This window comes from Motilimonas sp. 1_MG-2023, from assembly GCF_030547455.1.
Classification (GTDB): Bacteria; Pseudomonadota; Gammaproteobacteria; order Enterobacterales; family CBDFNC01; genus Motilimonas.
The window spans coordinates 23,030-38,373 of the sequence record NZ_JAUOPX010000007.1; the positions used below are offsets into that span (position 1 = coordinate 23,030).

Consider the following 15,344-nt stretch of genomic DNA (forward strand, 5'->3'; position numbering starts at 1 on the left):
ACTCGAATTCAGAGGATGATAATGGATAACAATAATTTATATGATAACTGCGACCCTATTGCGGTCATAGGTATGGCGTGTCGGTTCCCTAAAGCACCAAACATTGACGCATTTTGGCATAACCTGTCCAATGGTCTATCAGGCCAATCCTTCTTCAGTGACGATGAGCTTAAAGCCGCTGGCGTGGATGCGAATGTACGTCAACGCGAACACTTTATTCCAAGTAGTGCTGTTATTGATAACCCTGAGTACTTTGATGCCAACCTGTTCGGCTACTCGCCTGCAGAGGCAATATCTATCGACCCACAACAACGCTTATTCTTACAAAATGTATGGCACGCACTTGAGCATGCGGGTTATGCTCCCACTAAAGCACCATCGAAAACAGGTGTATTTGGTGCGGTGAGAACCAGTACTTACCCTTCATTTAAAGCTTTCGACGTAACTCAAGTCGGCCAAGTGAAAGGACTACAAACTCTGCTCGGTAACGACAAAGATTACCTTGCCACTCGAGTTTCACATAAGTTCAACTTCACCGGTCCCGCCTTCACGGTTCAAACCGCATGTTCCAGTTCACTAGTCGCTGCGCATCTCGCCTGCGAAAGTTTACGTTCTGGAGAGTGTGATATGGCGATTGCGGGCGGCGTTGCCGTGTCATTTCCGCAAATATCAGGATACGAATATCAGCCCGGTATGATTTTCTCTCCCGATGGTCTGTGTCGCCCTTTCGATCAGCAAGCTAGTGGAACCTTTGGCGGGCATGGTGTCGGAAGTGTGGTACTAAAACGCCTCGATGATGCGCTTAAAGCGGGAGACACCGTCCTTGCCGTACTGCGTGGCAGTGCAATTAATAACGATGGCAAAGAAAAAGTTGGGTTCACCGCGCCTTCGGTCAATGGCCAATCTCAAGTTCTAAGCGAGGCCCTTCATCTTGCAGATATTCATCCAGACGACGTCGAGATGATTGAGGCGCATGGGACCGGAACTAAGCTTGGTGATCCTATAGAAGTCACAGCGATCAAAAATGCTTACCAACGCAGCTCTGACGCCCCTTTATGTCGATTAGGCTCTGTGAAAAGTGGCCTTGGCCATTTGGATACAGCGGCAGGTATTGCTTCATTAATTAAAGCTGTTCTGTCGGTTTCAAGACAAAAGATTCCAATGTCATTGAACATCAGCCAGCCCAATCCAGAGCTGCAGCTTGATGGTTCGGGATTTGCCTTAGCGACTCAAACTGTCGATTGGCTGGCTCCGCTTCGCACCGCCGCGGTCTCTTCTTTTGGCATGGGAGGAACCAATTGCCATATGCTCGTTCAATCTTCACCGGAGCAAGCCTGCCCAGAGCAACCCACCACAAAAAAAAGTACCGATATTCCGTTACTACTCTCTGCCAATTCGTCCAAATCTCTTCGTCAACTGGCGCACAACTACAGTAGGTACTTAAACCAACACCCTGCTGCAAACAATATCGCCGATTCAGCTTTATGCTCGCGTGCACTCGACTTGCCCTACCGATTAGCCGTAACCAATATGGCTCACGCCGAATCGACGCTCAGTGCATTTGCACAATCAGGCGAAGCCTCATCCGAGCTAATCACTGGTGTCGCACAATCACGTACCCGACTTGCTTGGACATTCACAGGTCAAGGCAGTCAATTTAGCGGCATGGGCGAAACTTGGTACCACACCAGCGACGCTTTTCGTCAAAGTATCGACCAGAGCCAGAGTTATTGTCGAGATAAACTCGCCGCTCCCCTGACTGAGATTATGTTTGGCTCAAGTAGTGATAAGTTAGCTCACACCGATGGTGCTCAAGTCGCCATTGTCGCATTTGAGCTCGCATTGGCTGCGCACTGGCAAGCTAAAGGCCTCAACCCAGATGTTGTGTTAGGCCACTCCGTAGGGGAGATCTCGGCATGCGTGGTTGCCGGATATCTAAGTCATCAACAAGCGATTGAACTGGTTATTAAACGCGGTCAACAAATGCATCAATGCGCTCAGCAACATAACGGGGCAATGCTTGCCGTATTCGCCCCACTTGAACAGCTTATTGCGATCCCAGCGCTTATTAAGCTCGATAGGGCTGCTCATAACGGTACAGCACATTGGGTTTTTTCCGGAGATATCCAAGATGTAGAAAAAGCCTGTCACGAGCTTGAAGAGGCTAACCTAATGTATCGACAGCTTGAAGTCCCCTGCGCGGCACACTCTCGACATCTTGATTCGATGCTAGACTCATACGCCAACTTCACTCGCCAACTGACTCCCACTCAAGGACGACTCACCCTCATTTCTGGCGTGACAGGAAAAACCATCAACTCCATCAACGAGCTCAACCCCGATTACTGGGGACGTCATGTCAGAGAGGCGGTTCAATTTAGACCAGCAATCGAGCAGGCTCTAGCGCTAGAGTGCAAGGTCTTTATGGAGATGGGACCGAAACCTCACCTCACTTCAATCGGTCGCCGTGAACAGTGGTCCTCTCCTTCTTCATGGCTCCATGCAGAAGAGGATAATATTGGCTGTGCACTTTACACCTTGGGGGTAGATGCTCCATGGAAGCAAGTGTTTAACGTAATAGACCAACGTTGTGATTTGCCACTTTACGTGTTTGACGAACAAGCGTATTGGGTCGAGACAGAGCAACCAAATAAAGCGCCTCAATTAGCTGAACCAGAAAACGAAATTGCCCCCCCTGTCAACCCAACGACGCTACGCTGCGCGATCATTCGAGATTTCCTGACATTGTGCACAAAACAAGCCCCGCTAAACCTGATTGACATTCTTCGAGGAGGAAGAATTTTACCGCGTCATCGACACCATATTAGAGCACTATTAGACCTCCTGGCCACCCAAGGCTACTACCACAAACAAGGCGATGTATGGCAACCATCTAAATCACTACTATTGCCTAGCGCTGATATCGTTACTCAACGCTGGCTAGCAGAGACCAGCGGTGACGAAATGGCCAGTGTTGAGCAATACTGCCAACACCTATTGTCGTTAAGCCAACAGCTGCCAAACTTAATGCGCCAGCTGAACCATGTGGTCAGTTTAGAGGAACAGTTAGCGCCGTTGCTCACTGGGCAGAGCTTCGAATCAATACTCACCCAGAGCAACACCAAGAGCAGTTGGCAAGATGTGCATGCCAACCTCACCTATCAAGACTGGTATTCACTCAGTGAGCAACTGGATTTGCCCACTGCGATTCGCCATCAGTGCTCACAACTCTTGTCCATATCCCAAGACGTTGACCTATCGGTGTCAGCCACTTATCCAATTAAAGAATTATCGCGCGTTGCCATATGCCGGTTGAGCAAGATGTGGGGGCAAGATATCTACGACCTGCGCGCTCAATCCCCCCAAGGTCATTGGCAGTGGCTAGCTAGGATCCAACCTCAAACAGCGAACAACAATGACTCGCCAGAGTTACTCACTTCACCACACAACCGTTACCAATGGCAAGCGACACCTGTTGAATCCGGCTGCCACGTAAACTCAGTGACCGCCGAACAAGTGACACTAGCCTATACTTCAATAGGCACTATCCACAAAATCACACCGGAGCAAGGATTAATTGTTTTACCTGCAACGTCTCTATCCGAGGCCCTTGCACCTGAGAGCATCACTCAGCTTGCTCAGACCTTAAGTCATAGCCCAGATAATTTATGGATTGTGGTTTGCGGTGCAATGAAAGTCTCTGCTAACGATGATATCGAACCACTAGCAACAGCCTTACTCTCACTAATACGCGTCGCCCGTACCGAGTATCCAAACAAGCAATTTTTTGCCTTGGATACGCAAGTATGCCAACCACAGCAGCTTGCAAAAATATTGGCAGCTGCGCCCTTTTCTTGTCATCACGATCTCGCTTATCGTGATGGTCAATATTGGGCATTCCAACTTAAACATGCTCAAACCTACGACGACGCAATTCCACCTCGTTGGTTCAATGCACAAGGCGCTCACCTTATTACCGGCGCAATGGGAGGAATTGGTCGCTTAGTGATTCGTTGGTTGGCCCTTTCTGGCGTCAAACATATCTTAGCTCTAGGTCGACAGCAGCACGCCGACTGGACGAGGTTTTGTCGTCAAATGGCCGAAATTGGCTGTCAAATCGAGACACACTTAGTCGATTTAGCGGTCGATGGTGAACTAACTCGCCTACTCAAGCAACTAGCAGGCAAACAGCTTATCGCCGGTGCTATTCATGCCGCAGGTAACCCTTATAATGGTCTCATTGAACAGTGGGACTCATCTGAAGCAAAGCGTCTAACTCGCGTTAAAGCGCAAAGTTTCGTCACCCTTTACCTATGGCTTGAAGCGCAGCGAGCCAAGTACCTGATCGGTTTTTCTTCTGTCGCGACTCTCGGTGCGCCTGGGCAAGGGCTATACGCCGCTGCCAATGCGTTTATTGATGGTTTTGCACAATCTCATCAAGCGAATAGGCAGTGCCATGTTATGAGTCTGGCATGGGGAGCATGGGATCGCATTGGCATGACAAGCAGTGATAGTTTGATCGCCCAACTTGGCCAACAAGGTATGCACACCATATCGCCAGCGGAAGGTCTATGGCATTTGAGTCAAAGCCTTATCATGGGCACGGAACATGCGTTTGCTATGAACGTCAGTCCAAATTCAGCTCAATTTGCCAAGCATTTTAGATTGGAATCTCAATCCAGTAACAAGCCGTCAACCCAGCCTTTGCCAGTTGAAAAGATCGAGATAAACACCTGGCTTCAAGACCGCGTGCGATACCAGTTAGGCTTGGCGAAAAACTATCGCCTTGAGCCTCAACAAGATCTGTTGCAGTTAGGAATGGATTCGCTGCAATTCCTAGATCTCAACGCAGCAATTCAAAAGCAATTTAATATTAAGCTTACCGCAGAAGAAGCCTACCAAACGATGACTGTGCATGGGTTAGAAGCATTGATTAATGCTAAGAGCCAAGATGCCAAACCGCAATCGGCACTTGCTTTTTCTGTTCAACCAGATCAAAAACATCTGCCGTTCCCACTGACCCCGATTCAACACGCCTACTGGGTGGGACGAGAGTCTTGGGTGCCTTACGGGGGCATTGCATGCAATGTTGTGTTCGAGTGGGACTTATCACACGCTCATTTTGATATCGAGCGACTTGAGGCCGCTTGGAATGCCCTTGTTCAGCGTCACGATATGCTAAGAATGTCGGTGTTACCTACTGGTGAGCAAATCATCTCAGCAGAAGTACCGAGTTACAATTTTCCTCGTCATAACTTGTCTAATTTAACGGATGATGCCAAGACAAACGCGCTGGAAGAAACTCGGCAGACCATAAGCAAACAAGTACGCCCTGCCAGCCAATGGCCGCTATTTGACGTTCGTATTAGTGAGCTGACGCCATGCAAGTATCGACTTCACATGAGTTTAGATTTACTCCAATTTGATGTGCAAAGCTTCAAGATCATGATGGACGATCTCAGTCGAGCCTATCAAGGTGAAGCCTTGCCAGCGTTATCCTTATCATTCAGAGATTACGTGGTTCACGAGCAAGCGTTAAAAGATCAACCTGAATGGCAAGCCTCATGGAATTACTGGTTAAATCTTATTCCGTCAATTCCCAAGGCGCCGATGTTACCGTTGGAAAATGTCGCTGATTCGCCCACTCCAACATTTGTAACTCGTAAAGGTCGTTTAGCAAAACCTCACTGGACAAAGATAAAAGCCCATTGGCAGCAAGCGGGTATCACACCGTCTGCTGGTTTACTGACCTTGTTCTCGCGTTTGCTGGCGAATTGGTCTCAATCAGCCGCTTTTACCCTCAATATGACCTTCTTCAACAGACAGCCATTTCATCACGATGTACAAGATTTAATTGGCGACTTTACGTCGGTGCTACTGATGGATTTCGATTGGTCTCAAAACCTCGATCTGAAACAACAAATATCTCGGACTCAGGAGACACTCTGGACGCGTCTGAGCCACAGCCAAGTGAATGGCGTTGAAGTGATGCGCGAGTTGGCAAAATACCGCAAAGCTCAAAATCAGCTGACAGAGCAGGAAGCTGCATTACCCATGACTCCGGTTGTTTTTACTAGCATGCTTGGTATGTCGATGGATGGTATGGACATTGAAAAAGCCATGACCCACCTATTTGGTGATCCTGTCTACGTGCTCAGTCAAACACCTCAAGTTTGGTTGGATCATCAAATTATGGAAGTCGATGGTGAGCTTAAGTATCACTGGTATTGCATGGATGGAGTCATTGCATCGGATGTGATTGACGAGATGTTCGCGCAATACGCTCAATGGTTGGATGAAATTGCCCAAGCACCTGACAATTTCGAATGTAACCTATTGATTTCAAAAATTGAGCCTACGCCCTATGCGGCGGCTCTCCCAAGAATCACTCCAGCGGTTGAAAAAGAAGTAACTAGTGCTTGGTCCTATTTGGAACATCAAGCATTGGCAGGACTTTGGGCAACCCTACGTCAGCACCAACTGTTTACTCAGCCTGAGCAGCTTTTCAGCCATTCTCACGTTGTTCAAGCGCTGAGTGCTGCACCAAAGCATCATAAATTAGTCCAGCTGTGGCTAGACCAATTAGTTAGAGAAGGTCTACTCCAGGTAGAGAATAACTTTTACGCATGGCAGGGAAACGAGCTCGCTGCATCACAGGTTGAATTGCCCAACAAAAACTGGTGCCAGCAGTTATCACACTATCTCGCTACGTCACTTCAAGCGCACAGTGAGTTATTAGGTGGCCATATGTCAGCGCTCGAGATCTTGTTTAAAGATCATCACGTGACGGATGCGCTGTACAAGACAAACCCTTCGCTTACACTACTTAATCAAGGAGCGGCAAACCTCATCACAAGGTTAGGCGAACAAAAAGGGGCACCGCTAAAAGTCCTCGAGCTAGGGGCAGGAACGGCGGCAACTTCCACTGCAATTCTTGACCATAGTGCCTCTCACATAGAGCACTATCGCTTTACAGACATCTCGCACGCATTTTTGAATGAGGGCAAGCAATCCTTAGCAAAATACAACCAAGTTGATTTTGACTGGCTAGATATCAACCTTGATATCGAACCAGAACTACACGTTCTTGACGGCTACGATGTCATTGTCGCTGTTAACGTTCTCCATGATGCTAGCGATTTACCCAAAACCTTAGCTCGTCTAAGACACGTACTTGCCGCAAACGGCCATTTACTGCTTATCGAAGCAACCGACCAATATAGCCCGATGCAACTGGCGACAGTTGGCTTCATTGAAGGAATCAACGCCTTTAGCGATTTTCGTTGCCAAACAGGTAGTGCGATGCTCAATGCTACGGACTGGCAGTCCCTCCTTAATCAACAAGGCTTTGCAACTCAGTGTCGTTACCCAGACAGTGAAAGCTCGGTATTACGTCAACATTTATTCTTGGCTCAGGCCAATAATAGTCAGGCGTTGGTCGCTAAACCTTCTCCATCGCTATCCCTTGAGAATGATGAGGTTCACGCAACTGCTGCAGAACTGAAAAGCATGCCAGAGCAAGATCAACGCCTGTCACGCATCATGCAAATTTGGTCATCAATACTCCAGCAAGAGGTCGATCTGAGTACCGATTTCTTCCAAAGCGGCGGCGACAGTCTGATGGCGACCAAAATGATTGTCGAGGTCAATAAGCAACAACCCGATCAAGTCAGTTTGCAACAGATATTCGAGCGCCCAACGCTCAAACAGTTCTGCCAAGCATTAGCGGAGAGTGGTGAGGCTAAACCCTGTGATGCGGCAACAGAGCGTCAAGATGAGATCAGCGAGATAGAACACATCTGGCAGCAACTGCTCGATCAAACCATCAACCCCGACACGGACTTCTTCCAATCTGGTGGAGACAGCCTGATGGCGACCAAGTTGATCGTTCAACTCCAGCAAGTCGGTTTTGAAAGTGTAACGCTGCAACATATCTTTGAGCACCCTGCTTTCGCCAACTTCTGTCAACAGTTGTTTAAACAAGATATCAATTCAACCAATCAACAGCATGAGGCGAGTCGAGACTACCCACTCACTCCACTGCAAAACGCCTATTGGCTTGGTGAGAGCCGCCTTTTCTCACTCGGCCAAGGCATCGCTCATTTTTATGCTGAGTTAGAGATCAAAGATCTAGACTGCGCCGCACTTGTCGATGGTTGGAATCGTCTGGTCAGCCACCATGATCAGTTACGCGGAGAAGTCCGCGAAGGACGCTATTGTATCTTGCAACAAGTACCTCACTATGAGCCAAACTATGTTGATCTCTCCAGCAGCAGCGAGTCCGACACAACACAATACTTAACCCAAGCTCGCAACCGAATTGCGACTCAAGGTGTGTCGACCGATCGTTGGCCTCTGTTCGACATCAACATCATCCGCATAGATGAAGAGACCCATCTACTTCATCTGGTAATTGATTTAGTGGTAGCCGACGGAAAGAGTCTCAATTTGCTGTTCCAACAATGGCAACAGCTGTATCAAGATCCCACGACACACCTCGATACACCAGCAATTACCATCTCTCAATACTTGGAGAACAAAGCAGAACAAAGTGTTGATGAAGATGCACTAGCTGCTCAACAATACTGGTATCAACGCCTGCCAACCCTCCCGGATGCCCCTGCACTCCCATTAGCAGAGACAAGGGGAGACGTTTTAGATCAAGGCGTATTTACCCATCGTCTATCTGCAGAGCGCTGGAATCAACTGCAACATCAAGCATTTAGCCATAATGTTCTGCCGTCCATGGCAATGCTTGCCACATTCTGCTTAGTACTGCGCCGCTGGAGTGAGACAAAACACTTTTCATTGAATGTCCTGCACGGCAATCGACCGGCGAATAGCCCTGAAATCGCCAATCTGGTAGGAAACTTCTCAACCACATCAATGTTAGAGGTGGATGTATGTGAAGAGCCGGCGTTACTTACTCTTATCCAACAAATTCAGCAGCGAATGTCAGACGACCTAGCGCACGCTCAGTTTGATGGTCAGGATGTATTAACGGAGAAAAACCGACTCAATCGTAACTTCAGCGCCGGTATGCCTGTTGTGTTCAATGATACAACCTCTGTTGGTCAACACAGCTCGCTCACGTTAGGAACGCTGCGTGACTTTGGTGCTCAAACACCACATGTTTACTTAGATGCGATGTTAATTTCCTCAGCATGCGGTGGGGTCGACATCAAATGGACGGTGCAGCATGGTCACCTTAAGTCAGGCGTGTTTGATGCCATGTTCCACGCCTATATCAATGCAGTGGAGTCACTGCCGACTCGCAATTGGTTGGATGTTCTTTGCCTCAACCTGCCTGAAGCGCAGCAGAAACGCCAACAATACACTCATATTGTCCAGACGGAAGCGTCGCCTCATTCAACACCGCAAACGCTGCTTGATATGATCGCTGAGGGGGTCAATAAATATCCCGACAACATTGCTATTCAACAAGGTGAGCTTTTACTGACCTATCAAGACGTTTGGCGCGCCTCAAAAGCACTTGCATCGCAGATTGCCGCACAAAATGATGACGCGCGTTTAATCGCTGTTGTGATGGACAAAAGTTGGCAGCAAGTGGTTGCGGTGATTGCAATATTAATGGCAGGAAAAGCCTATATCCCCATTGATGCGACGTATCCTCAAGCTAGAATTGATGCGTTACTCGAACAAGGAGAAGTCACCCAAGTCGTTGCACCAAAAGAGTTAGTGAAACAACTCAAACCTTACCACGTCCTAACGCCGTCACTCGGGTACCAAGATGTGCCTACATTTAAGCCCCTGACGCTCAATCCAACCGATTTAGCCTATGTCATTTTTACATCTGGCTCTACTGGGCAACCCAAAGGAGTGATGATGGATCATCAAGCAGTTATCAATACCTTAGTGGATATTGAAGCTCGCTTGAATCTCAATGAGCGAGACAAAGTGTTGGCAATCTCTGCCCTCAATTTTGACTTGTCCGTATTCGATCTGTTCTCAACTCTGCACTGCGGCGCGTGCTTAGTGATACCTGAGATATCTCCAACTCAAGATCCCGACGGTTTAATCACACTGGCTGAACAAGCGCAGATCACCATATGGAATAGCGTCCCCGCTTTTGCTCAGCTATTGTCGGATGGCTTGGCCTCTCGCAACACGGCTCTGCCCGCTTTGCGTCACATCATGATGAGTGGTGACTGGATTCCGGTATCACTGCCAGATCAGCTTAATCTCGTTGCTCCTAACGCTAAGCTACTCAGCCTTGGCGGCGCTACAGAGGCCGCTATTTGGTCAATTGCCTATCCGATCGAAGGCAGCTATGTGCATCGAAGTAGCATCCCTTATGGACGACCGCTAACAAATCAAAGCTTTTTCGTCTTTAACCACGAACTTAATCCATGCCCTGATTGGGTTACAGGTGAGCTATATATCGGCGGTTTAGGTTTATCACTTGGCTACTGGCAAGATGAAGTCAAAACTTCTGCCGCCTTCATCACTCACCCGCAAAGTGGCGAGCGGTTATATAAAACAGGCGATCTGGGACGTTATCAATCTGACGGTAACATAGAGTTTTTAGGCCGAAATGATCAGCAAGTAAAAATCAATGGCTATCGAATTGAGTTAGGGGAAATAGAAACTACCCTTCGTCACTGCCCAATCAGCGGATTGGAGGAACGTCTTCAAAGCGTGATCGTTCAGCCGATAACCGTTGAAGATGGAAGCGCGCGCTTGGTCGCCTACACAGTCTGCTCCCAGCGCCAAGCTCAAGACACAGAACAGCTACTCCAATATGCAAGGCAGACTCTGCCGACCTATATGTGCCCAGTGCAGATAGTGCCACTTGACGCCATCCCATTAACAATAAACGGCAAAGTAGATCGAAAAGCGCTGCCTGCGCCTAAGATTGAAATCAGTGTCGACGCGCGACCTCCATCAACCGGTACCGAAAAGCAGATTGCTCAGATCTGGGATGACTGCCTACAACAGTCTGCCATTCCGGCCAACCAAAGCTTCTTTGAACTAGGAGGCAACTCATTAGCGGCAGTACGTGTAATTAGTCGAATCAATTCAGAGCTAGGCGCACAATTGACTGTTGGGCAGCTCCAGTCTCATGACACCATTGAACGTTTAGCGTCTCTACTTGATCAGCAGTTCAGTGATGAAGGCTCAAGCCCAGTGCTCCTTACCTCGGCTGAGCACCCTGCTCTATTTATCGTCCATCCAATAGGGGGACACTTACTCAGTTACCAGCCTCTCGCCCAGCACTTGAATCAGGTTAGCTTATACGGATTAGCCTTCCCGAATATGGAGACAGAGCAAGAGTCATGGGATGTGCAGCAACTAGCCCAGTACTATATCGAGCAAATTAGAGAAATTCAGCCACATGGGCCGTATCGCCTTGCTGGTTGGTCATTTGGTGGCATCGTCGCTTATGAGATGGCGTATCAACTCACCCAACAGAGTCAAGAGGTTGAAGCGTGTATCTTAATTGATAGTTACAAACCAACGACTCGAAAAGAGGCGATGTCTGCCCAAGAGATTCGCCACCATTTCTATGCTGATGTGATTGGCCGTTTCCCGCAACTTACTCAAGCGAATACCCCAGATCTATCGACAGATTCATCGCTTTGTGCCCATCTTTCTGCGGCGTTTAGTCAAATTGCCGCTATCGATGATGTCACTACTGATAGCGTGCAGCGATTACTCGACATATATCGCCACAACCTCTCAGCCATGCTGTCATATGTGGTACCAAACTTACACTCAGCTCCCACCACGCTTATAGCCGCGAGTCAAAGCAATCACTTGGACTTCATGAGTTATCAAGATCCTAAGATTGCACGCTGCGCTCATCATGGCTGGAAAGACTATTGCGACCTAACCCTTCATCGCGTGAATGGCGATCACTATACCTTGATGCAAGAACCCCACGTTAATGAGCTGGCTAACACGCTTGTTTCCTTGCTTCAGCTCGTACCTGAGCAAGATTGGAGTTCGCAACCATCTACTACGGAAACCCTAGAAAATGAATAAAGCTCAAAAAGTCATCATTGTTGGCGCTAAGTTTGGGGAGTTGTACCTCAACGCTTTTATCGATCCAGCCGACAACTTACAGCTGGTGGGTCTGCTTTCAACAGGCAGTGCCCGCTCACAAGGTCTTGCCGATGCCTTTGGTATTCCCTTATATCAAAGCGTCTCTGACTTACCTCAAGATATCGATATCGCGTGCGTTGTCGTTCGTGCATCTGTCATTGGCGGAACGGGTAACTTACTCGTAGAAGAGCTATTGCAACGCGGTATAAACGTCATTCAAGAGCACCCTGTGTCAGTGCAGGAAATGACTCGTCATCAGAGCGTCGCTGAGCAACATCAGGTCCACTATTACGTAAATTCCTTCTACGCAGCCTCTGCTGCGGGGCAAGCTTGGTTGTCCCGCACTCAAGATATAAACCAACACATGGGTCACCCTGCAAGCTATGGCAACATCACGACTAGCCGACAACTATTGTATTCGACATTAGATTGGTTACTGCAAAGCTTAGGAACAGAAGTAGAAACATTGACACCTGAGCTGCTGAGCCAGCAGCCGCAATTTGATGTGATTAATCTCCATTCAGAGCATGGTCACTATCTCTTGCAACTACAAAATTATCTGGCCCCCCGTGATCCTGACATGCATAGCTTAGCGATGCACCGAATGATGATGGGCTGGGAAACAGGCTATCTATCTCTCGCCGACAGCTATGGCCCGATAACTTGGACACCAGTATTACACGCCAAAAATCACCAAAATGACCACCTCAGTATCTATCAACGTGCTGGGACGGCTGACAGTGATTACCTTCATGCGCCCACAACACAGGTTCTGTATCAACAGGATGCATCACGACTCGATACATTTGAAGTATTAGGCCCCGAAGGGGTAAAGACTACACTAAACAGGTTCGCACACAAAATTGAAGGGCAACCTAGTGTGCCATCGCTCTCTTTCGCCCATCAGCAAAACGTCGCCCATCTTTGGCAAGCGATTCTAACCTTATGCGGGCCAGTTAAAGAGCGCAAACTGCAATCTGCCACTGCGATTCATTTTTCTACGGGAGGTGAAGCGTGAGCACGCCAATCTCATTCAAACCCTTATGCCAGCGGGGAAGCCGAATTGATGAGCTGTGGATTCTCTGTCCCTTCGCAGGTGGAAGTCACAGCGCTTTCAGCAGCTGGAGCTCTTTACCTCAGCAGGAGTTACCGATGAATAGCCTCGTCCTTCTGGCAACCTACCCAGGTCGCGACCAGCGCATGAAAGAGCGCGCCTTATCGAGCATCTCAGAAATCGCTTGCGATCTCCGAGATGCCTTAATGAAGTGGATCGCTTCCAAACCACAAAACAGCTCTCTACGCCTACGAATTTGCGGACATAGTATGGGAGCGCAAGTCGCCTTTGAAATATGCAAACATTTTGAGGAGCACTACGGTAAATCGACGCCAGTGTCGCAGCTGGTTTTATCTGGCTGTCATGCCCCTCACCTAAAGAGTAGGCGGACACTAAGTCACCTTAACGACCACGATTTTGTCGAGCAGTTAGTTGAAATTGGCAGCGGTAGTCCTGTACTTAAAGAGCACCCTGAGTTACTCGCTCTCTTTTTACCGATGCTCAGAGCAGATTTCGCAGCGACAGATGCCTATCTTACGCTTCAAGGAAGTAGCCCCAAATTATCCCATACCCCCTGCACACTACTATTTGGAGAGCAAGATCCCGAGGCGTGGTCTAGCGAAGTAGTTGCGTGGAAAGAGTGGCATTCACGCCCTGAAATGACATCAATTTCAAGCCTTCCTGGCGACCATTTTTATATTACAACTCAACCAACACTATTCATTCAGAGTGTGATAAACCACGCTCTTGATGCCTCTCGCGCATCTCGTCACACATTTGGAGAACATCATTATGGCTAAGCCTACATTCAATCAATACCGCACACATACCATCAGCCATCAATGTGACCCTCAAACCTTAGCTACCGAACTAAGCAGAGCTGAGTTTTGCCATGACTATGTGGTGTATGAGCATAACGGGGAATGGGCTATCGGCATCAACAAATTGCAACAGCTGAGTGTCGATACGCAAGGTAGAATAAAAGACTTTGCTGGCAAAGTGGACCAACCTAACCCCAAGGATCTCTGTGATGCTATTCATAAAGCTACCCAAGCGTTGCCATGGGATGGCTGGCGCGTTTTTGGCCGAGTTGATTTTGAATTCAGTCATTTTGCCCACCAGCTTCCGCACAAAATGACACATCGCACCCTACTCGATTTGTTCATCGCTCAACACGACATTCGTGTAACAAAGGATCAAGTCGTAATACGCACTGTCGACCCATCATTCTTACCTCAAATAGAGCGAGTCATAACAGAAGCCAAAACACCTTTATCTCTCTCTGAACCGATAGCGCCATTGACGCAAGCTGATATCCTCAATCATGAGAAAATTCAACATGATTATCAAGCTATGGTTGCCTCGGCAATAAAAGAAATAGTCGCCGATGACTATAGAAAGATTATCTTGTCACGCAGTGCTACTCTTCCAGCGGCTATCGATATTCGTCGCAGCTTCATCTCAGGACGTCGTAAAAATACACCAGCCCGCTCCTTCTTGCTTAAGTTAGGAGAGCTTGAAGCGTTTGGCTTTTCACCTGAAACCGTCCTTGAAGTCGATAACCTCGGTCACTTAAGTACCCAACCTTTGGCAGGCACTCGATTCTTACCTGCTGACCCGATAGAAGCCGAGCGTTTGAAAAAGGAGCTCACTACAGATCCGAAAGAAATTGCCGAACACGCAACATCGGTCAAATTGGCAATTGAGGAACTTGAGCAAGTGTGTGAGCAGGAGACAGTCAATATTGCACAATTTATGGAAGTATCCGAGCGCGGCAGCGTACAACACTTGGCTTCGCGAGTAACAGGGCAACTCGCGCAAGGTAAATCGGCTTGGAGTGCCTTTAAGGTTCTGTTTCCAGCCATCACTGCATCCGGAATACCAAAGCGTGAAGCCATTGAGGCGATTACACGCTATGAACCAACAAGTCGTGGGCTCTACAGCGGCAGTGTCTTAATTGCCGATCAGGATGGTTTTTTTGATGCTGCGTTGGTGTTACGCGCAGCCTATAAGCGTCATTCAGCATCAATGCTGCAAGCAGGCGCTGGCATTATCAGCTTATCAACGCCAGATAGAGAGTGGCAAGAAACCTGTGAAAAGATGGCTTGCGTTCTCGACCATTTGGTTTTTGAAACCTCAATACAAGACAAACAGTCTACCAATACTCAAGACAACCTAGAGGTGGAAGTATGACATCTCTCGATCAAACAACGCAGGGTAACCC

4 protein-coding genes are annotated in these 15,344 nt (G+C 48.2%); all 4 read left to right on the plus strand.

Translation table 11 applies throughout. The features are described 5' to 3' along the window. Nucleotides 1-21 precede the first annotated feature (21 nt). Genes Q4519_RS05285 through Q4519_RS05300 form a run of 4 tightly spaced genes read left to right on the plus strand, consistent with a single transcriptional unit; the run spans nt 22 to nt 15,313 of the window. Nucleotides 22-12,006: a non-ribosomal peptide synthetase/type I polyketide synthase gene (locus tag Q4519_RS05285; protein WP_303510394.1), complete on the plus strand. Its 11,985-nt coding sequence runs from the start codon at nt 22-24 to the stop codon at nt 12,004-12,006. Continuing rightward, nucleotides 11,999-13,084, plus strand: a complete 1,086-nt coding sequence (locus Q4519_RS05290; RefSeq protein ID WP_303510397.1) for a Gfo/Idh/MocA family oxidoreductase — start codon at nt 11,999-12,001, stop codon at nt 13,082-13,084. Before Q4519_RS05285 ends, Q4519_RS05290 begins: the two co-directional genes overlap by 8 nt. After that, nucleotides 13,081-13,920: a thioesterase II family protein gene (locus tag Q4519_RS05295; protein WP_303510399.1), complete on the plus strand. Its 840-nt coding sequence runs from the start codon at nt 13,081-13,083 to the stop codon at nt 13,918-13,920. Before Q4519_RS05290 ends, Q4519_RS05295 begins: the two co-directional genes overlap by 4 nt. Beyond that, nucleotides 13,913-15,313, plus strand: a complete 1,401-nt coding sequence (locus Q4519_RS05300) for a salicylate synthase (RefSeq protein ID WP_303510401.1) — start codon at nt 13,913-13,915, stop codon at nt 15,311-15,313. The genes Q4519_RS05295 and Q4519_RS05300 overlap by 8 nt, the downstream gene beginning before the upstream one ends. Nucleotides 15,314-15,344: the final 31 nt, after the last annotated feature.